The 20,453-nt window shown below is 45.5% G+C and carries 17 protein-coding genes; 4 read left to right on the top strand and 13 right to left on the bottom strand.

Annotation, left to right across the window (positions count from 1 at the left end; genetic code table 11):
- Nucleotides 1-237: 237 nt before the first annotated feature.
- The 3 genes from QF049_RS14215 to QF049_RS14225 all read right to left on the bottom strand — a co-directional run bounded on the left by QF049_RS14215 (nucleotide 238) and on the right by QF049_RS14225 (nucleotide 4,518).
- On the bottom strand, nucleotides 238-1,242 hold the full coding sequence (locus QF049_RS14215; protein ID WP_307538205.1) for a LacI family DNA-binding transcriptional regulator: 1,005 nt from the start codon (nucleotides 1,240-1,242) through the stop codon (nucleotides 238-240).
- Nucleotides 1,243-1,371: 129 nt separating this feature from the next.
- Entirely contained in the window at nucleotides 1,372-2,379 is a 1,008-nt protein-coding gene (locus QF049_RS14220) for a globin-coupled sensor protein (protein ID WP_307538207.1), read from the bottom strand.
- 243 nt (nucleotides 2,380-2,622) lie between these two features.
- The gene (locus tag QF049_RS14225) at nucleotides 2,623-4,518 is read right to left on the bottom strand and encodes a PrkA family serine protein kinase (protein WP_036610009.1); all 1,896 of its coding nucleotides are present in this window, start codon (nucleotides 4,516-4,518) and stop codon (nucleotides 2,623-2,625) included.
- 362 nt (nucleotides 4,519-4,880) lie between these two features.
- Here QF049_RS14225 and QF049_RS14230 point away from each other — a divergent pair, with 362 nt between their 5' ends.
- The gene (locus tag QF049_RS14230; RefSeq protein ID WP_307538209.1) at nucleotides 4,881-5,726 is read left to right on the top strand and encodes a DUF2161 domain-containing phosphodiesterase; all 846 of its coding nucleotides are present in this window, start codon (nucleotides 4,881-4,883) and stop codon (nucleotides 5,724-5,726) included.
- 111 nt (nucleotides 5,727-5,837) lie between these two features.
- Here the strand turns inward: QF049_RS14230 and QF049_RS14235 are convergent, their stop codons facing one another.
- The 3 genes from QF049_RS14235 to QF049_RS14245 all read right to left on the bottom strand — a co-directional run bounded on the left by QF049_RS14235 (nucleotide 5,838) and on the right by QF049_RS14245 (nucleotide 8,671).
- Nucleotides 5,838-6,464, bottom strand: a complete 627-nt coding sequence (locus QF049_RS14235; RefSeq protein ID WP_307538211.1) for an FMN-dependent NADH-azoreductase — start codon at nucleotides 6,462-6,464, stop codon at nucleotides 5,838-5,840.
- A 191-nt stretch (nucleotides 6,465-6,655) separates the two neighbouring features.
- Complete coding sequence (locus QF049_RS14240; protein ID WP_307538213.1) at nucleotides 6,656-7,879, bottom strand: aminotransferase-like domain-containing protein; 1,224 nt, start codon at nucleotides 7,877-7,879, stop codon at nucleotides 6,656-6,658.
- Nucleotides 7,880-8,014: 135 nt separating this feature from the next.
- Nucleotides 8,015-8,671 carry a response regulator transcription factor gene (locus QF049_RS14245; RefSeq protein ID WP_017689577.1) on the bottom strand — a complete coding sequence of 219 codons (657 nt, stop codon included), beginning with the start codon at nucleotides 8,669-8,671 and terminating at the stop codon, nucleotides 8,015-8,017.
- A gap of 439 nt (nucleotides 8,672-9,110) precedes the next feature.
- On the opposite strand from QF049_RS14245, the gene QF049_RS14250 reads away from it, so the two are divergent.
- Together QF049_RS14250 and QF049_RS14255 are read left to right on the top strand one after the other, a co-directional pair.
- Complete coding sequence (locus tag QF049_RS14250) at nucleotides 9,111-9,521, top strand: uroporphyrinogen-III C-methyltransferase (RefSeq protein WP_017689578.1); 411 nt, start codon at nucleotides 9,111-9,113, stop codon at nucleotides 9,519-9,521.
- Nucleotides 9,518-10,582: a phosphodiester glycosidase family protein gene (locus tag QF049_RS14255; RefSeq protein ID WP_307538216.1), complete on the top strand. Its 1,065-nt coding sequence runs from the start codon at nucleotides 9,518-9,520 to the stop codon at nucleotides 10,580-10,582. The genes QF049_RS14250 and QF049_RS14255 overlap by 4 nt, the downstream gene beginning before the upstream one ends.
- A gap of 298 nt (nucleotides 10,583-10,880) precedes the next feature.
- Here QF049_RS14255 and QF049_RS14260 read toward each other — a convergent pair whose 3' ends face one another.
- From QF049_RS14260 to QF049_RS14285, 6 genes are all read right to left on the bottom strand, one after another.
- Nucleotides 10,881-11,897 (bottom strand): LacI family DNA-binding transcriptional regulator, encoded by a 1,017-nt coding sequence (locus QF049_RS14260; protein ID WP_307538218.1) that lies wholly within the window; start codon nucleotides 11,895-11,897, stop codon nucleotides 10,881-10,883.
- A 77-nt stretch (nucleotides 11,898-11,974) separates the two neighbouring features.
- Nucleotides 11,975-14,140, bottom strand: coding sequence for a beta-glucosidase BglX (gene bglX, locus QF049_RS14265; RefSeq protein WP_307538219.1), 2,166 nt, complete (start codon nucleotides 14,138-14,140; stop codon nucleotides 11,975-11,977).
- 98 nt (nucleotides 14,141-14,238) lie between these two features.
- Nucleotides 14,239-15,834, bottom strand: coding sequence for a type 2 periplasmic-binding domain-containing protein (locus tag QF049_RS14270; RefSeq protein WP_307538221.1), 1,596 nt, complete (start codon nucleotides 15,832-15,834; stop codon nucleotides 14,239-14,241).
- A 53-nt stretch (nucleotides 15,835-15,887) separates the two neighbouring features.
- Nucleotides 15,888-16,790, bottom strand: coding sequence for a carbohydrate ABC transporter permease (locus tag QF049_RS14275; RefSeq protein WP_124113723.1), 903 nt, complete (start codon nucleotides 16,788-16,790; stop codon nucleotides 15,888-15,890).
- Between the two features lie 18 nt (nucleotides 16,791-16,808).
- Nucleotides 16,809-17,768 carry an ABC transporter permease gene (locus QF049_RS14280; protein WP_017689585.1) on the bottom strand — a complete coding sequence of 320 codons (960 nt, stop codon included), beginning with the start codon at nucleotides 17,766-17,768 and terminating at the stop codon, nucleotides 16,809-16,811.
- 11 nt (nucleotides 17,769-17,779) lie between these two features.
- Nucleotides 17,780-18,544, bottom strand: coding sequence for an alpha/beta hydrolase (locus QF049_RS14285; RefSeq protein WP_307538225.1), 765 nt, complete (start codon nucleotides 18,542-18,544; stop codon nucleotides 17,780-17,782).
- A gap of 472 nt (nucleotides 18,545-19,016) precedes the next feature.
- Between QF049_RS14285 and QF049_RS14290 the strand changes: the two genes are divergently transcribed.
- Complete coding sequence (locus tag QF049_RS14290) at nucleotides 19,017-19,934, top strand: serine hydrolase domain-containing protein (protein ID WP_307538227.1); 918 nt, start codon at nucleotides 19,017-19,019, stop codon at nucleotides 19,932-19,934.
- Between the two features lie 101 nt (nucleotides 19,935-20,035).
- Here the strand turns inward: QF049_RS14290 and QF049_RS14295 are convergent, their stop codons facing one another.
- Entirely contained in the window at nucleotides 20,036-20,290 is a 255-nt protein-coding gene (locus QF049_RS14295) for an AbrB/MazE/SpoVT family DNA-binding domain-containing protein (protein WP_036610032.1), read from the bottom strand.
- Nucleotides 20,291-20,453 lie beyond the last annotated feature (163 nt).

Below are 20,453 nucleotides of genomic sequence, written 5' to 3' on the forward strand. Positions count from 1 at the left end.
CCTTTGTTCTGTCATGCGCCAGCCCTTTACAAGATCGTTGTGCAGGATTGGATAGATGCTAATGGACAGAAAATTGTAAGCACTTTCATTATACGATTGCCAGTAAACTTTGTTTACCCGTTAAACTATAGGACTTGCACCACTCCATAAACCATATGTTTCCAAATGAGATATAGAACGACAAAAAGCACAGCTTATTAGCTGTGCTTCGTGTAAACATCTTTACTATTTACGTTTTTAGGCTTTTAAGGGTGCTGTCGTCTGACGGACGACCAGATTGGAAGGTTCTGTCACCACAGGAGGAGAATAAGATGGATTCTCGATCATGGCAATCAGATATTCGATGGACTTAATGCCAATAGAATAGATATTCTGATTCACCGTGGTCAACCCCGGTTTGAATACCTCAGCATAATACGTGTTATCGAACCCGACAACCGAGATATCTTCTGGTACACTCAGTCCATGCTTTTCAATTTCATGAATCGCACCAAAGGCAGACATGTCTGAAGCACAGACAATTCCCGTTGGTTGGTCCTGAAGTGCCAGCAATCTCCGGGCAGCCTTGCTTCCCCCGTCGAATGAGTAATCGCAGACTTCCAGATATACCGTAGAATATGGGATGCCGCATTCTCGCAGCCCTTCCCGATATCCTTCCAATCGCAGATTGGCTACGGCAGGTCCAAGTGTCCCTGAGATATAGGCAATCTTGCGATGTCCTAGCTCATACAGATGTTTGACACTCATTGAGATCCCGTTCGCGTTATCCGTAGTAATGTAACCGGCACGTTTGCCCAACATGTCCGTATCAACAAACATCGTTGGAATCTCTGCATCCACCAGTTCCTGAATACTCGCGTTTTCTCTGCCTTCCCCGAATACCACAACGCCATCCACATTACGACTACGGCAATGTTTGATGAACGAGTACGCCGGATCATCGAATCGAGTAGACAACCGGACCAGATCATATCCACTGTTCTCCAGCGCTGTCTTGATCCCTTCCAGCAACTCCGACACAAAAGGGTTCGTAAACGGAACCGTTAACAGTACTCCCACCGTCCATGAACGGCGTTTGACAAGTCCACGTGCGACCACATTGGGTTGATATTTCAATAATTCGATGGCTATATTGACTTTTTTGCGTGTTTTTTCACTTACATCAGGATAATCGTTTATCACTTTGGAAACGGTTGCAACAGATACTCCCGCTTCCTTGGCTACATCATGGATAGAAGCCATCTGATCACCTCAACCTCTTTCGAATCCCCTGTCTCCGGCTGCATTTTCTATAACATCGGCAGGTTTGTCTACCCATTATAGCTTAAAACAGCCTGAAACGGTATGGAAGGTTCCTAATGCTTTTAAGCTCTATTCCTGCTGTTCCAGATTCTTCAAATCCAGAGACAGTTTCTCCATTGTTGTTGCAAATACAGCGAGTTCAGCCGAGCGTGAAGCTTGGCTACGTGCTCCGCGAGACGTATGATCCGACTCCTGCTGCACACTGCTCAGTTTCTTCATGATCTGCTCCAGATTAGACTGAATTTTACCCTGGGCATCCCGGGAACTGGCTGCAAGCTTGCGCACCTCACTGGCAACTACTTCGAAGCCACGTCCGAACTCTCCTGCATGAGCAGCTTCAATCGCTGCATTCAGACCGACAAGATGACTCTGATCCGATATCTCGCGAATGAGTTCACCCATTTTTCCGATCTGCTGGATCTCCCCTGTTAATTCCGTGAGCAGAACCTGAGCCTGATCCTGAGAAGCCGCTGTTTCTTTGGCTACATTCGATATAGCCATTGCACTTTCATTTAATTCACTAATCATGCCTGTAAGCTCTTGAGTAATCTGCGTAATCGCCTGCAATGTATGTTGTTGGTCATCGGCAAGCTGATGTAACTTTTCTTTTTCTTTCTTCTCATATGCCTCAAGGACAAGCTGTGAATCCAGATTGAACATTTTGCTGAGCGCCTGAATGACAAGATGCCAGGAATCAGGGATAACCTGTTGGAATATGCTCGTTGCAATATCAAGGTATACCATATAGGTACCCAGATAATAATCTTCCGACAGGCCAATACGGGAATGCACAAGCCCAATCGCAATCCGTTGCTCAATATATGCGTCGTCCACGATTCCATCTGTCATCGATAACCAGTACATCTTCTGTGTTTCTTTTAGACGATCAATGGTAGAGAATCGAGCGATCAGATCTACCAATTCAGGATAATTCCCCACATGATTGTAGAAATGATCTACCACTTCATTAACGACTTTTTTAAAAACAGGCCGATGATCGGCAAGAAGTTTTAGATCCCCTGCGGTTAAACCCATGTAATCAAGTTGCTTCTGTCTTGTTGCGGAAATACTGCTCATATCTGGTTCAGTCAGCTCCTTAATAAACACTAAATTACTTTAAATTGTAAATATATGTATTGATTATAGACTAAAATACCTAAATATACATATACCATTAGAACTAATTCTCTTTAAAATTAACCTTATTTGTCAGCTTTTTAGATTAATATTACCTTCATGTAATTAAAAAGGCCCTGACCCTGCTGTGAAGGAGCCTCACAACAGGCATCAGGAGCCTGATCCGGAATGGTTCGTTGCCGATTAGCGATTAAGCAAACTGCCTACATAACGTAACAGTTCATTGGCACTGGCTGCGGTGTATCCATGTTCCTCAATTAAGCGTTTAATGACTTCATTCATACGTTTCAATTGGGTTGCATCCGGTGTTTTGGTTGAGGTTGTGATCTTGACGATATCTTTCAGATCGGTAAACAACTTCTTCTCAATCGCTTCACGCAAACGATCATGGCTGCTGTATTCGAACTTGCGCTCCTTGCGGGAGTATGCCGAGATTCGGATCAGAATCTCTTCTCTGAACGCTTTCTTTGCATTCTCGGAGATCCCGATCTGTTCCTCAATGGATCGCATCAGACGCTCATCCGGGTCCATCTCTTCATCCGTGAGCGGGTCACGAATCTTGGACCAGTTGCAGAATGCTTCAATGTTATCCAGGTAATTCTCGAATAACGTTCTTGCCGACTCCTCGAATGAGTACACAAATGCTTTCTGCACTTCCTTCTTGGCCAGTTCATCATACTCCTTGCGTGCAAGAGCAATGAAGTTCAGATAACGCTCCCGCTCTTCCTTTGTAATCGAAGCATGTTGGTCCAGACCATCCTTGATCGCCCGCAGAATGTCCAGCGCGTTAATGCACTGAAGATTTTGCTTGATCAAAGCACTGGAAATCCGGTTAATGACATACCGTGGATCAATGCCGGACATCCCTTCATCCAAATACTCATTTTGCATCTCGCGAAGATCGGCTTCTTTGTATCCTTCCACTTCTTCACCATCATACATGCGCATCTTTTTAACGAGATCCATGCCTTGTTTCTTCGTTTCCTTCAAGCGGGTAAGTATGGAAAAAATGGCTGCAGTCCGCAGTGCATGCGGTGCAATATGAACATGCTTCATGTCACTTTGCTGAATGAGCTTGGCATAGATTTTCTCTTCCTCGGACACTTTCAGATTGTACGGAATCGGCATGACAATCATCCGGGATTGCAGTGCCTCATTTTTCTTGTTGGAGATAAATGACTTATACTCCGATTCATTCGTATGCGCCACAATCATCTCATCCGCACTGATTAAGGCGAAGCGTCCTGCTTTGAAATTCCCTTCCTGCGTGAGCGACAGGAGATTCCACAGGAATTTCTCATCACATTTCAACATCTCCTGGAACTCCATTAACCCACGGTTTGCCTTGTTCAACTCCCCATCAAAACGATAGGCACGTGGATCGGATTCGGAACCAAACTCCGTAATGGTGGAGAAGTCGATACTACCCGTCAGATCGGCAATATCCTGTGATTTCGGATCGGATGGACTGAACGTTCCTATTCCCACACGATTATCTTCGGAAACAATGACGCGTTCCACCGGCACCTTGCTGATATCACCACCATATTCGGTACGGAGTCTCATCTGGCAGGATGGGCAAAGGTTACCCTCAATACGGACTCCAATTTCCTTTTCCACTTCAGGACGAAGCTCCAGTGGAATCAGATGCAGCGGTTCTTCATGCATCGGGCATCCATCAATGGCGTATATGGCACCTTTCTCTGTCCGCGAGAACTGTTCAAGCCCCCGCTTCAGCAGCGTCACCAGCGTCGATTTCCCTCCACTTACGGGACCCATCAGGAGCAAGATCCGTTTACGTACATCCAGACGACGTGCTGCCGAGTGGAAGTATTCTTCAACCAGCTTTTCAATCGAACGATCCAGTCCAAAGATCTCCTGTTCAAAAAACTTGTACCGCTTATGCCCACCTACTTCTTCCACGCCAAACGATTCAATCATCTCATACACTCTGGCGTGAGCCGTCATTGCCGGAGTCGGGTCCTCTCTCAGCAGTGCAATATAATCTTCAAATGTTCCGTTCCATGTCAAACGGTCACTCTCTGCCCGATGTTCCGCAACGCGTTCAAAAATATTCATGCTTGGTACCTCCCATGGCTCCTTTAGTGTGATTGTCAACCATTCCGAATGGTATGAAGAAATCAATAGAATTGCGGCTCCTGCTTGAATACCAATCTTGCGGTCCTGTGTAGTCCCGCCACCCTCTGTCCAAACGTCTTGTTTTGTTGTGAAAAGTGTATTACATACCTATGCGGCAATTCGGATAAGTTGACCTCTTTTTTTCAATCAACCGCTTCGAATTTTGGCTTTTCCCTGTTCTATCAGACATCTTGTGCCTTCAGAAAAAAAAGAACGAATATGATATAATGAGGGTTCTAAATTCAGGAAACCGGACAATGCATGGCCAGATCCCAGGCCACTTCAGTAAAGGAGTACGGACGATGGCAGTGAAATACGAAACCGAATTATATTCGCCTGTGAAGGCTTTCTTCGAGCAACGTGGCTTCGACGTCAAAGCGGAAGTCAGACATTGTGACCTCGTAGGGGTCAGATCGGACCAGGACGAACCACTCATTGTGGAGATGAAAAAAACATTTAACCTCTCCCTGTTGTTACAGGGTATGCAGCGCTTAAAGCTTAGCCCGTTCGTGTATCTGGCCGTCGAGCGCAATCGCAGCAAACGCGGAGCCGTGAACCAGCGCTGGAGCGAACTTACTGCATTGTGCAGACAACTTGGTCTGGGGCTGCTAACTGTCACATTTTACAAAACCAAAGCTCCCCTGATTGATGTATTATGCGAACCGTCAGCACGGATCCCCCTCACTGGCCACAATCAACTTGCCCGCAAAAACGGTGTTCGACGGAAACGTTTGCTCAAGGAATTTGACGAACGCAGCGGAGACTACAATACGGGAGGCAGCACACGCAGACAGCTGGTCACGGCATATCGAGAGAAGGCCTTACGGGTCGCATCCGCTCTGCGAACGAACGGAGAAGCCTCTCCCGCCATCCTCGCCAGACAGACTGGTGTCGGTTCTGCCGCGGCCATTCTGCAAAAAAATTATTATGGCTGGTTTGAACGCCTCTCCCGCGGAAAATATATTCTGACAATTAAGGGAGTGCAGGCGTTAACCGAGCATGCACACATGCTTGAGAATAATGATATGATTGAACGAACCATTAATGAACTTGATGGAACGTATTCTGTATCTGGTGAGAATAAGAACGACCTTGCGCACATCGCTGAAACAGCGGAGCAGTACTTGAAAAATACAGGCCATATCTGATACGGAATCGCTTGGAGTAACGGATGCGAAAAAATGAGCATGCAAAAAAACACCCGTAATCTCCACTGGAGACTACAGGTGTTTTAATGTGTTATATATAAATGATTGCGATTAGAAGTTTACTGCTACTTCGGAAGCCAATTTCAGACCTGCAGTAACGATTTCTTCAGCACGATCTGCAGCAGCGTTGTGACCTTCAACGATTACAAGCTCAGGGTTTTGAATGCCCCAGAAGTTCAATACGTTAGTTACATATTTAACGGACATTTCAGCAGATGCCATTGGCTCTACGGAATATACGCCACCACGAGCATTCAGCAATGCCACTTTTTTGTCGCCTACGAGACCTACAGGGCCTTCAGCTGTGTATTTAAACATTTTACCAGCTTGGCTCAGGTAGGAAATATAGTTCACCAGTGGAGCCGGAACAGTGAAGTTCCAGAGCGGGAATGCAAATACCACTTTGTCTGCTGCCAAGAATTGATCTTGCAATTGTGCAGCCAGTGCTGCAGCTTTTTGCTCTTCGGCAGTTGCTTCAATTCCGTTTGCAGCTTTGTAGCCACCAGTAATTACAGTGTTGCCATAGTAAGGAATATCTGTATTGTAGAGATCCAACTCAGTAACTGTGTCACCTGGGTGGGACTCTTTGTATGCGCTCAAGAATGCATCGTACAATTTAACGCTGACTGCTTGATCAGCAGGACGGTCATTTGCTTTAACAAATAAAATATTAGACATGTTGAATTTTCCCCCGTTAGATAAAATATATGAGTGCTTTTTCTGAACCGGCCACCATTGCAGCTTATATAAAGAAACCAACAACTCATTAATTCATATTATATATAAAAATGTTAGTGGATGCAATAACGTAATCACTTTGGTCATGAACCAATTTTAATTTTTGCTACAAAATCTATTTTTGATCTGACTTAGCTACGAGCCGTAAATTCGGAAATGGCTTCACTGATCAGGTTCATGCCAAGCAGCAATTCATCCCGGCCCGGATGGCTAAAGTTCAATCGGATGTAACGTTGATCCTGTACACCTGTTGAGCATAGTGATCCAGGAAGAAAAGATACACCTTTGGGTAAAGCCGCCTTAAGCAGAGCGCCACTATCCAGTCCTTCCGGCAACTGTACCCACAGATACATTCCGCCCTCAGGGATGTTGTACTGACACCCTTTCCAGCCAGGTCTTTTCAACAGTTCAAGCATCAGTTTGAGTCTTGTCTTATACTCCCGATTCAACATGGATAAGTGATCACTCCAACGAAAAGGGGAATGGGCAAGCAATTGATACAACAGCCGCTGATTCATCGGACTGGACTGACCATCAGCAATTCGTTTAACCGAGGCCATTGCCTGAATCAGCGCAGGATGTCCAGCAGCCCATCCGGTTCGAAGAGCGGGCGCTACCGTTTTGCTGAACGAACCAATGTAGAGAACATGTCCACCCTGATCGGCAGTATCCAGTGCAAAAAGTGAAGGATATTTACGATAGAATTCCGTTGGCTCAAGACCATCGAAATGGAGCTCTCCGTAAGAATCATCTTCCACAAGCAGTACACCATAGCGCGAACACAGCTCAAGGACAGCCTCCCGCCGCTCCATACTCCACAAAGCACCGGTCGGATTCGAAAAACTGGGTGCAGCAAAAAGCAGCTTCGGTCTAACCTGCTGCATGTGATGCTCCAAAAGGTCTGGCAGTATACCGTCCCGATCACCCATTACGGGCACAACCTTGGCTCCTTGCATCTCCAATACCTCAAGACAGCCTGGAGATGTGGGATGTTCAACCAGTACAGAATCTCCTGGCTCAAGCAATAGACGCATCACCAGATCGATGGCCTGCTGGGTACCAGTGGTCAACAGAATCTGCTCGGGTACCGTTCGTATGCCTTTGCGTGCATTCCAGTCTTTGTTCAACCACTCTCTTAGGGGTGTGTAGCCTGCTGGCTCTCCATATTGCAATGCGGAGGGGCCTGAACTAAAGACAGACACGGCTGCTTCTTCCAACAATTTGAAAGGAAACAACTCCTCAGCAGGCAATTCTTCTGCCAGAGAAATGAAATAATCCCTGCCAGACATCTCACGTATATCCCTCAGTGGTGATGACAAAAGCCTGTTGGTACGGGAAGCAAAGAAATATTTCATCGATCCGTTCCCCTTTCGTCCCTATTCCGAAACTGTACTCGCAGTCCGCAGCCCTACAACCTATTCCTGCTCGCCATCGAATATGACCGGATGCATACAGAACTGTTGTGACATGGGAAGAACAAACCTGTTTCGTCAGGATCCCGTCTTCACTTGTCTTGCATGCAAGGCATAACGTTCAATGGCCTGTGCTCTACTGCTTACTTCCAGCTTCACGTATATTTTACGCAGGTAATTATCAATGGAACGTCTGCTAACGTTGATCTCATTCGCTATTTTATCATAGGTTACACCCTGAACAATTCTTTCCATGATAAATGTTTCGGTTTCGGTTAATTCAATGACTCGCGCTTCTGTCGGAGACTCCACAGGTTGCGCCCACTCCGCACTGTTTAACCACGACAATGGAATGGACACATGGCCCTCACGTAACCCAGAGATCAGATGAATCAGCTGGCTAGGGGAAGCCTGTTTGGATAACATGCCGCTTGCACCAAGACTCATCAGATGACGAAACAGCTTCACATTATCTTCATCCGTCAAAATGATGATGTGACTGTGAGCTGACAGATTCTTCATCTGGGCAATATATTGATCTGCCTGGCCCTCTGGAAGACGATAATCCATGAGAATCAGATCAGGCTGGTGAATATTCACCAGATCGAGCCCTTCTGTTCCGGTCGAAGTCATGCCACGTACCGTCAGATCTTGCTGCTCTTCCAAAATCAATTTTGTACCGAGCATGCTGGTGGGGTGGATATCTATGATGACCACCTGCCATACTTTTTTCATTGTTGTTCCCCCTGTTATGTATTGGACAAATAACTTCTAGCTTCTGTCATGATAATTCCATTGTCTATGCGACAGTCCGAGTATAGAAGAAGCATAGGTCGGATTATGTCGAAAAACAGAAAAATACAGGAGGCAGCCGATAAAAAAGCTCTATTTTCACTGTATTTTGTTATAAAAACACCATGACGTCCATCTTCCCATCCCCGGAAAGGTCAAAATATAGTATAAATTTCCTGCATTTCTATCTAAAAAAGTCGAAAAACCTGCCCAAAGTTCCTACTTATTGCATCTATAAGAAATTGTATCCTAGGACTTCCTTCCGATGCAATCTCTTTTTACTCTATTAAGTAAAGAATTTCATTTTTGCGTAATCAATAGGGGCATGATAGAATGAGGACTGGAAATTTTTTTGTACCTATTAATGACCAGGAGTGATGATATGAAACCATCTGCCCCGTCCTCTGACATCCATCACACCCGGAGCGCCAAAGGCAAGGCTGGATCTTCAATCAAGCTGTTTCTGGTAATGTGGATTGTTCTCATTGCACTAGGAGTCGTTGGAACCTACTATTATAGTAACCATCTCCAGCAACAGATGATTAACCAGCTTCAAGCCCATAATCAGCAGCAGATTGCAGCGCTAAAAACCGACTACGAAAATCAGCTAACAACGATATCAAAGGAAGTAGAAGACCTGCAGGGACAGGTTCAATCCTTCAATGAATTGCTGACTTTCACCAAGGATAATGCAAGTGACAAAACGGATAACAGCAACAAACTGTATACCCAGCTGAGCGAAGTCAAAAAACAACTGGAGACACTCCAGAAAAAGATGGACCTGCTCAAATGATTACACCCGTCAAACAGGTTAATCGTTTTTTTATGCTTGCACTCGCTCCTTTTGTTGGATTGATATTATGCCTGCTGCTGCTTCGTCCTCCACTTGAACCCGGAGGTTTGATGCCTACCGAACTGTCAGAGGATACGATTACACCCCGGACCCAAGCAATTAGCCAAGAGCTTGCGGGGGCAAAAGATGCTGCTATCCAGACTTCTTCTTCTATTAAAAGAACGACACAGCTCTATAATAAAACAACAAGTACGATGTCTACACTTGTGCAGAAGGCTTCCGCCCAAGCGGATCGTCCGGAAACGATCTACAACAAACGGATTTCATCCAAGCTTGGCGTTCCATTTGAACGGGTAGACAGTGACCGGCTAACGATTGAAATGTACAGAGTGAATCCTGGCAGCTATAAGGGCTATGCCATGAAGATCAAGCTAAAAGACCCTACGGCCATGCAGATGGCTCTAGACAGTGAACCTGGGCGTTCTGAGACGACCATGCAGGCTGTGAAGCGTAACGGCGCAATTGCCGGAATCAACGCAGGTGGATTTGCTGACAGTGGCGGCAAACGTTATCCACTTAGCACAACCGTCATGGACGGGAAATACGTGAACGGTTTCCAGGCCAGTTTCAAAGATCTGTTTTTTGTAGGACTTAACGATGCCGGCAAACTGGTTGGAGGCAAGTTCTTCGACAAAAACTCACTGGATCGCCTGCAACCACAATTTGGGGCTACGTTTGTACCCGTGCTGCTACAGAATGGACGTAAAACCGCAATTCCCGAAAAATGGAAAGTATCACCCAAACGAGCACCACGTACAGTCATTGGAAATTATAAGGATGATCAGTTATTGATTATTGTAGTTGACGGATATAATGAGGGCGGAAGTTCCGGTGCTACCCTTGAAGAGTTGCAAGGGCGGTTGTACAAGCTTGGGGTGATCGACGCCTATAATCTGGATGGCGGTGGATCATCATCGCTTATTCTGAATAATCGGGTCGTGAATAACCCTTCAGATGGCAGCCTCAGACCGGTGCCCACACACTTTTTATTTTACAAATAATAGGGTGAAGCATTTCTTTTCTACCTATAATGGTTATAATAGAAGAAAATGAGCTTGTGCAGGAGGTGCGAAGGGTATGTCATTTTCACTGACATTCTGGATTATTGCAATCGTATTGACTCTCTTCATTACAGGCATTCTCACTTCATCCTACAACAATGACAAAACAAAAGGCTTGTAAAGGCCAAGCCTCTCTCCGGAGAGGCTTTTTCTATTGCTTCATCCTCGAAATAGCAAGAGACAAGGCTTAAAAGAATGATTCGATTCTTCTAAGCCTTGTCTCTTGCTGTATTCGGGATCAATAGCTAACCGCCCGGTCATTCCGCATAGCTATAACCGAATCAGACGGAATAGGCCCACTCACCGACCCACCCTCAACTAATGTCACATAAATTCGCTCATGATCAACGGGTTCTCCAGCAATAATTTTGATCAATTGTTCAGCAGCAAGCGATCCCCACTTGCGTTTGGAATAATCAATGCTTGCCAATCTAGGCTGCACGTATTTGCTCAATTCAATATTGTCGAATCCGATGACATCAATCTCCTGACCAACGCCAAGTGCACTGTCTGCCAGACGATCACACAAGCCAATAGCCATCTCATCATTAAGGCAGAATACCGCTGCGGGTCCATCATACACCTGCACAATCTGATCTGCGGCTTGTTCTCCACCACTCTTCTCAAAATCTCCCGTGATCTCAATCCATTCCACATCGGCTTCACGTTCCGCAACCTGTCTCACAGCCTTTAACCGCTGCACAGAGTCAAATGAACCTTCCGGTCCTGTCACCACGTAGATTTTCTTATGTCCCTGTTCAATAAGATGTTCCATCGCAAGTGTTGCCCCGGCCTTATTATCCAACAGAACCTGATTAATGTTGGGATGATCCATCTCACGGTCCAATACAACGATTTTGTGCCCACGATCGGCATACTGCATTAGTTCCTCACTTGCAAACGTATGATCCAGAATGATCGCACCATCAATCATCCTCTCTGGAAGCATGCGATGGGATTGTTTACCACTGCATACGATCAGGTCATAGCCTTGAGCATTACATACGGCTTTCATGCCACTCAGCAAGTCTCCATACACATCTCCTCTAAAATCGGTCAAGAATACACCTAGAATTTTGGATTCCCTCTTCTTCAGTGTTCTTGCTGCGGCATTTGGAACATAGTTCAGCTCTTTGGCAATGGCCAAAATTTTGGAACTCGTCTCATCGGTCACTTTGTTGCTGCCATTCAGCGCATATGACACAGTAGAGATGGAAACTCCCGCCTGTTTGGCGATATCCTTGATACTGACCACATTCTTCGCTCCCCTGTTATGTTTATCAGGCCTTCCATAACAAAAGGCCTGACACATTACTCTTTACATTCACCGGATTAAACAAGTCTGAATGATTTCTTCTGAGTATCCCGACTGTTTGCACCCACAAGAATATGGAACTCGCCCCGATCACTGCGGTGACTTAAGTCGGAATGGTGATAACGAAGCTGTTCTTCATTTAACGTAAACGTGGCTGTACCACTCTCGCCCGGTGCCAGTGCAAGTTTCACATATCCTTTCAGCTCACGCATAGGACGAACGACTTCACCCGTTACATCACGAACGTACAACTGAACGGTCTCCACACCTGCGCGCTCACCCGTGTTCGTTACACGTACTTGAATGCTTAGGGACTCTTCGGCAGTCATCTCGTTACTTGACACTTCAAGATCACCATAAGAGAACGAAGTGTATGAGAGACCATGACCGAACGGAAGCAAAGGTTCATTCGGGCTGTCAATGTATTTGGATACGTAACGTTCTTCCGTCTTCTCCGGGTTCATTGGACGACCTGTATTGAAATGGTTGTAATAGACCGGAATCTGACCTACGGACTGCGGGAAGGACATCGTCAGACGTGCGGATGGATTCACTACACCTGTCAGAACATCTGCGATCGCTGCCCCGCCTTCACTACCTGGGAACCAGGCTTCAAGAACAGCATCCGATTCATCGATTACACCATGCAGATCCAATGGACGGCCGTTGAAAATAACGCTGGCAATAGGTTTTCCCGCTGCTTTGAGCTGTTTAACCAATTCCAATTGGGCTGCTGGCAGACGAATATCCGTGCGCGAGCCACCTTCTCCACTCATCTCGGAGTCTTCACCAAGAGCAAGGACAATCAGATCTGCTTTGCTTGCCACTTCCAGGGCTTCAGCAATCTGCTCAGCTGTAATCGTATGAACATTACTGCCTTGAGCAAATTGAACTTTCCCACCTGTCAGGCGTTCTTGCAGAGCTGTTCCCAACTTAACTGCATCTTCCTTAACTCCTTCACAGGACCACCAGCCCAGAATATCAGGACTCTGTGCAAAAGGACCAATGAGGGCTACATTAGCGTCAGGTTGAAGTGGAAGCACGCTGTCATCATTCTTCAACAGGACAGCCGATTTGGTTGCCAGTTCATACGATACCTGACGGTGCTCTTTGGAGAATACAATCTCACGTTCACGTTCCGGATCAGCTGCACGAAGTGGGTTATCGAACAATCCCAGCTTTTCTTTCAGTTGCAGAATTCGCAGAACGGCTTCATCAATGAACTTCTCTTCCACTTCACCACTCTCAATCAGCTCAGGCAAATGATGTACATAACAAGGTGTCATCATCTCCATATCTACTCCTGCGCGAATGGCACGATATGCCGCTTCACGATCATCTTCCGCAGCACCATGCGCAATCATCTCGCGAATGGAAGCCCAATCCGAGATTAATACACCATCAAAGCCCCACTCGTCACGCAAAATGCCGCGCATTAACTTCTCATTGCCACTTGCAGGAATACCGTCAACCGTATTGAACGAAGTCATAACCATCTCCACGCCCGCATCCAATGCTGCTTTGTACGCTGGCAAATAATACTCACGCAGGTTACGCTCAGACATGTCCACCGTATTGTAATCCCGACCACCCTCAGCCGCTCCATATGCCGCAAAGTGTTTAACACAGGCTGCAAGACGATCTGGCTCATCCTTCAAGCTATCGCCCTGATATCCACGTACAAACGCAGCCGCAAACAAACTGTTCAGATAAGGATCTTCTCCTGTCGTTTCCATCACACGGCCCCAGCGCGGGTCACGAACCAGATCCACCATCGGTGCAAAGGTAACATGCAAACCGGATACAGCTGATTCACGTGCTGCAATTTCAGCACTTTTCTCCGCCAGTTCTGTGTCCCATGAACAACCGATCGCCAATGGAATCGGGAAAATGGTTTTGAATCCATGAACTACGTCAGCCATGAACAAAAGCGGAATGCCCAAACGGCTTTTTTTCATATAAGCTTGCTGTACATCAATGATTGCCTGCGCACCGGACAACCCCAAAATGGACCCACTGGCATCCACGGACTGCTCCGTAATTCCCATCTCTTCCATCGGCCCTGTGATCTGACCTTCAACATTTGTTCCTTCATAAAAGTTGGCAGTCAACTGAAGAAGCTGAGCTGTTTTTTCCTCCAACGTCATCTGTTTTACCAGGTCTAACAACTGCTCGTTATTCATCTGATCGTATCCTCCACTACAAGTTGTTGAAATAAAGAACCCGGCTGCGTTCGGGGAGAGACCGCGCACCGGGTTCAAAATTAATTACTGAATGATTACTAGAATTTATCGTTTAGCTCATCCAGATAAGGTTGAACCAGGGACATTTTACTGTTTACCCATTCTTTCCAGTTTGCCTCCAGATCTCCGTTTTTGAGGATCAAGTTGGCATATTCATTCTGGTAGTCGAATGAAGCCTGACTCTTAGCTTTGGAATCGTACAGGTTGACATCCCAATCGTATGGTGCAAGCGATTTGCCTTCTGTACCGAGTTTTGCTTTTTCTTCGAACAATTTCACGGCTCTATCACGGTAATCTTTTTTGATTGCAGGGTTTACAACACTGAAGTCGTCACCGAGCAGGTACAGACCTTCGAAACGTGCTGGGTATTTATCTTCCAATACCGTTCCTTCTGGCAACAAGCTAACGAGTTCGTTGTTTTCATCATATTTCCAATCTTTTCCTTCAAAGCCCATGTTGATGAGCAACTGTCCTTCTTTTGTTGCAGAGTAATCGATCAGATCCATGATCCGTTCGAATTTCTCGTCACTGATGTCCGGATTGAAGATCAATGCAGACCAGAAGTTGGCTTGCTCCATGTTACGGTATTTCCCGTCATCGCCTACTACGATTGCTGTGTGTACCAGTTCATCACTATCTACACCCAGATTTTTTTTCATATCGGAATCCAGACCTTGTCTGTACGAAGCCAGTCCGCCCAGACTTGTTACAGCAGCTGTACCTGTTACTTTGAAGTTGTTTTGACCTTCATTGTTTTTCCATGTGTAGAACTCAGGATTGAGCAGTCCATCTTTATAGGCTTTTTGCATCAATTTAAGTCCTGTCAGCGTTTCAGGATCTGCTGGTCCCCAGTGGAATTGGCCATCTTCACCTTTGTAGAACGGAGAGTCAGTCATGGCATGCACACTGTTTGGCATAATCATGTTTGTCATGGCATCTGCCGCATTGTAGGACAGAGGTACAAGTTTGTTACCCACTTTGCCTGGATCTTTTTCTTTCACTAGCGCAGCATATTCGTTCAATTCGGTCGTTGTATAAGCATCTTTCAGTTCAAAACCAACCGCTTCAGCCCAGTCTTTACGAAGCGCAATGACACCAATTTGGTTCGTCAGTGGGTCAGCTGGTTTGTTCTCGAAGTAGATTGGTCTAGGCAGGACATATGTTCCACCCGTCAATTCTTCCAACTTGTCTCCAAGACCCGTCAAATTGTAAGCTGCTGCCACGTTAGGCCAGCGTTCTTTCCAGTCATCCGGGAATTTGTAGAACAAACCTTGTTCAATGCTGTTAATGGCATCGCCATGTACGTAGTTCCATACTGCTACATCCGGCAAGTCGCCAGAGTTGATCCACAGACGAAGCTTCTCGCCCCATGAATCCCAATCAATATAGTTGTAGTCCCAAGTTACATTGAATTTGTCTGTCCAGAACTTGTGGAAGTCATTATCCAGGTTTCCGTTTTTGATTTCTGTCAGGTTAGCTACAGAGATGGTCAGATTGTCTTTGTAATTTCCCTCTGCATCTTTTTCGTTACCACCTGAAGCTCCTTGGCTGGAACAAGCGGTCACCATCAGCATAACTACACTAAGCGTGATGGCAAAGAGAGCTCTTACTGACAACTTTTTGTTCGTTTTCATGTTTTACCCCCATGTTTTTTAGTAGAATTTTATTGCAAAATCCTATACGTATATCAGGTCTTGATTGCCCCTGTTAATACCCCTTTGGCAAAGTGTTTTTGCAGCATTGGGAAGAAACACATAATTGGTACCATGGTGACAAATACGGCTGCCATCTTCATGCCCATTGAGAAGTTGCTTGCCTGGGCAGCATCCACACTGGATGCATTGGATGCATTCGTCGTAGATGTCACGATAATATTTCGGAGTACATTCTGGAGCGGTAACTGATCCGCTTTTCGAAGGAATATCATCGCATCATACCAACTGTTCCAGTAAGCCACACCGTAGAACAACGTGATTGTAGCCATAATTGGTGTAGCCAGCGGAAGAACAACGGAGAACAAAATTCTCCACTCTCCTGCTCCATCCAGTCTCGCCGATTCCATGAGTGATTCAGGCAAGGTGTAGAAGTAGTTCATCATCAGAATCATGTTAAAAGCACTGAAGCTTCCCGCCAGGATAACAGACCACAGCGTACCTGTAAGATGAAGAGATTTCATGATCAGATACAGCGGTACGATACCACCATTAAAGATCATGGTGAACAGTACTAGGAAAAAGAGAAATTTCTTAAACGGAAATTTGTTGCGACTAAGGCCATATGCCATGCTTGTTGTCAGGAACAAGCTGAGTGGCAAGCCGATGACTAGCAATATAATTGTATTTTTGTACCCCGACAGAATCGTTCCGTCAGCGAACAATGCCTTGTAGGAATCCAATGTCCATTGTTTAGGGAACATCAAAAATGGATTGTCAGCATATTCTTTTTGTGTTGCAAACGAGATCATGATGACATTCCAGAACGGAATCAGGATCATCAGGGCAAGCACGAGTAATACGGCAAAAATAATGTAATCGAGAAGTGTCATTTTTTCTGTACCAATTCTCGGTTTTTTGTTAGCTTTCTTGCTCATCTCATTTTTCCTCCTCTCTTATCGGAACAAACCGTCTCCGCCAAGCCATTTGGCAAATCTGTCAGCAAGAAGCAGCAAGGCCATATTCACCAGGGAACGGAACAAGCTGACCGCTGTCGAGAATGAGAAATCGGTTGATGACTGGAACGTAATCCGATAGATATATACATCGAGTACTTCCGATACATTTTTGGTAGCGGCATTTGCCAAGTTAAAGATCTGGTCAAACCCGGAAGACATCAATCCACCAACCGACAGAATAAACATGATTGTGATGGTTGGAAGGATGTTCGGTAAAGTAATTTTGAACATCTGTTGCATACGGGAAGCCCCGTCAATCTGTGCTGATTCATATTGATCCTGATCAATACCGGAAATGGCAGCCAGGAATATAATCGCGCCCCATCCACTTGATTTCCAAATATCAGTCAACAGCAACATTGGTACAAAGTTGGATTCAGACCCCAGGAAGTTAATCGTTGGCAATCCGAGTAATCCGAGCGCGCTGTTTACCAGTCCGTCATATGCCAGCACATTGATGACTACCCCGGATACGATGATCCAGGACAGGAAGTGCGGGAATGTAAGAACGGTTTGGAATAATTTTTTCCCTCTGCGCATCCGCAATTCATTCAGCAACAGCGCCAGAATGATCGGGAATGGGAACTGAATAATCAGTTTCAGAATATTGATGTACAGCGTACGCCATACTGCGTCGATAAAGGTTGGATCACGGAAAACATATTTGAAGTTCTCGAATCCGCTCCATGGACTTCCCCAGATGCCCAGGTTGGCCTTGTAATCTTTGAATGCCAGAGACAGGCCACCCATCGGCATGTAGGCAAACAGAATTAGCCAGACAAGCCCCGGAATAAGCAGGGTGTATGTCATTCGGTGCTTCCAGATTTCAGTCCAGAGCGAATTGCCCTTCACGTTTCCCTTCAGCTTTTTGCTAGGTCCTTCGGCTGCAGGTTTCACATTGCATCTCCTCACTCTACTATGGTCTTGTCGTTGTACAGAAAATCAAACATCGTTCTCAGGTGGTGCTCCCAAAATCTCCATTCATGAGCCCCCGGCGTCTCCACATACCGAAAATCAAAGGCAGTCCCCTGCATGTATTTCGCATAGTCGCGATTCATCTCTACGAAGGGGTCACTATCGCCACAGCAACTGAGGATATCCGGTAAAGGAACACCCTTTTCCAGCAGCTTGGCCGACAGTGCGTAAATATCCTGATCGGCTTTCACCTGTAAACGTTCTCCAAAAACCGCTTTCATTTCCTTGATCATGGTCGCTGGCATATGGGGATCATGAAGTCGTGTCTGGATATCCGTTACGCCGGATAGAGACACTACTTTGCGATATCGCTCCGGATAAGTTAGTCCACATTTCAGTGCACCATATCCACCCATGGATAAACCGGCGACGTATGTTTTCTCCGGATCAGGATTCAGATTGAGCAGACGCTTGCATACTTCAGGTAACTCCTGAGTGATGTAGTGGAAGTAATTCAGGCCGTATTCCATATCGGTGTAATAGCTTCGATTCGCTTCCGGCATAATGATAGTACAGCCATATTGCGCTGCATACATCTCAATTGTGGTTAACCGCTGCCAGGTACTCGCATTATCGCCTGCCCCGTGCAACAGATATAGTGTACCGCCTGAAGTCTCTCCGGAGTCACTGGACACAACATGTATGCTGGTGTTCATGCATAAGGTTGGCGATCCGGTTTCGATCGTTATATGTGCCATAATGTAACCCCTCTCATCATCGCCTGCTGTCTTTACTCATTCGTTTCTCTGGCGTTGGATTGCAGGCTGTTGTAGATTCCCTTGTATTACGATGGGTTATCGAAACGATTTTCTCGAATCGTTTCAAAACATATCCAACGTTGATTCACATGGACTTCATTACAACACTTTTTATGTGGAAGCGATTTCTTCGAATCGTTTCGAATAAATCATAAGCCCGATGAGTAAATCCTGTCAATAACCTTTTTACAAATTTCGCGTTTTTTTCTCGAAAAAATGCTTTTTCAAGTCTAAATTTGCGTCGAAAGACACTATTATTACGAAAAAATGAAAATTTAGTCAGTGCTATTACAACTTTAATTGACACCAAACCAGGTTTATACTAACATGGGTTCTGATTTTGCATTCGAATTACGGAAACGTTTCACCAACCGATTTCACTCAGGTTTCACCTGATATTAGGGAGGTTAATATGTCTGAGCAACTCAAAGGTTTCATTCATACGATTACTGAGCAGCAATTGAACGTTTTTTCCATTCGCATATTACAAAAAGGGCATCTGCTTGCCCATTGGGACCGGGATAAGGATCAGCGCAGGGTACAACATTCTATCAGTAAATCCTTCACGTGTATGGCCGTTGGTCTTGCGCTTGAAGAAGGTCTGTTACATCTGGATGCGACACTTGGTGATTATTTCTCTTATGATCATGTAAACGTTGCACAGCGCAATCTCCCATCGCCGCAGGAATTGAAACTGCGTGATCTTCTCCGAATGTCTTCGGGCCATGACTCTCCCCCTCTTTGGGCAGATGAACGAGCTTCATTGACCGAAAAGGACTGGGCTAAATATTACATGTCGCTACCTCTGGACCAGGTACCTGGAGAACAATTTACATATAGCAGCGGGGATACATTTATGATCTCAGCCATGCTACAGGCTGCTACCGGCCAAACCGTGAAAGATTACCTGACTCCAAGGTTATTTGATCCACTTGGCATTCATGATGTAGAGTGGGAAACCTCTCCATTGGGGGTAACACTTGGCTGTGCAGGTCTTTGGATAAGTAATGAGGAATTGAGTCGATTTGGACAATTACTGCTGCAGGAGGGCCTTTGGGAAGGCACACAGCTTGTACCTGCGGATTGGATCAGACAGGCTACGTCCCAGCAGATCGAAACGACCGGAGACGGAGATTGGGGAAAAGGTTACGGGTATCAGTTCTGGATGTGTTCTCATGGCGCTTATCGCGCCGATGGAGCCTATGGTCAATTGTGTATCGTAATTCCCTCAAAGGAAGCTGTCATATGTATTAATAGTGAGGAAGAAAATATGCAGGGCATCCTGAATGCTGTCTGGAATGAGGTTTTACCCCTTTACACCCAGCGTTAGTCTACGTATTTTATCTTTTTTTCAAATTGCAATTATGCCATCCGATTGAGAATAAAACAAAAAAAAACGCCACGGGGGTCATAAACCCATGGCGTTACTTCTTATCCGTGTTGTGGAAGCTGAGTCATTTCATCTAAACATTGTGCGCATATGTAACGCTCTTTGAACTCGTTGACTTCCTCGATGGATCCGCAGAAAATACATTTTGGACGATATCTCTCCAAGATAATATGGTCCCCTTGTACTAAGATTTCTACAGGATCTCCCTCATTCATTTGATACCTTTTACGCAAAGATTTAGGCAATACGATCCTACCTAATTGGTCAACTTTGCGAACTACTCCAGCTGGCTTCATAGCTACGGCACACCTCTCCTATCTTACTCTAAATTTCTAGGTACATTTGTACTATGTTTATAGATTCGCCAAGATTTTGTCGAATCCTGCTGGAAATAAACATTTTTTGTCCTTTTTTTTGAAAAATGTTTTTTTACCGAATTCTAGCCGTCATTTATAACCT

The sequence above is a fragment of the Paenibacillus sp. W4I10 genome (assembly GCF_030816325.1).
Classification (GTDB): domain Bacteria; phylum Bacillota; class Bacilli; order Paenibacillales; family Paenibacillaceae; genus Paenibacillus; species Paenibacillus amylolyticus_B.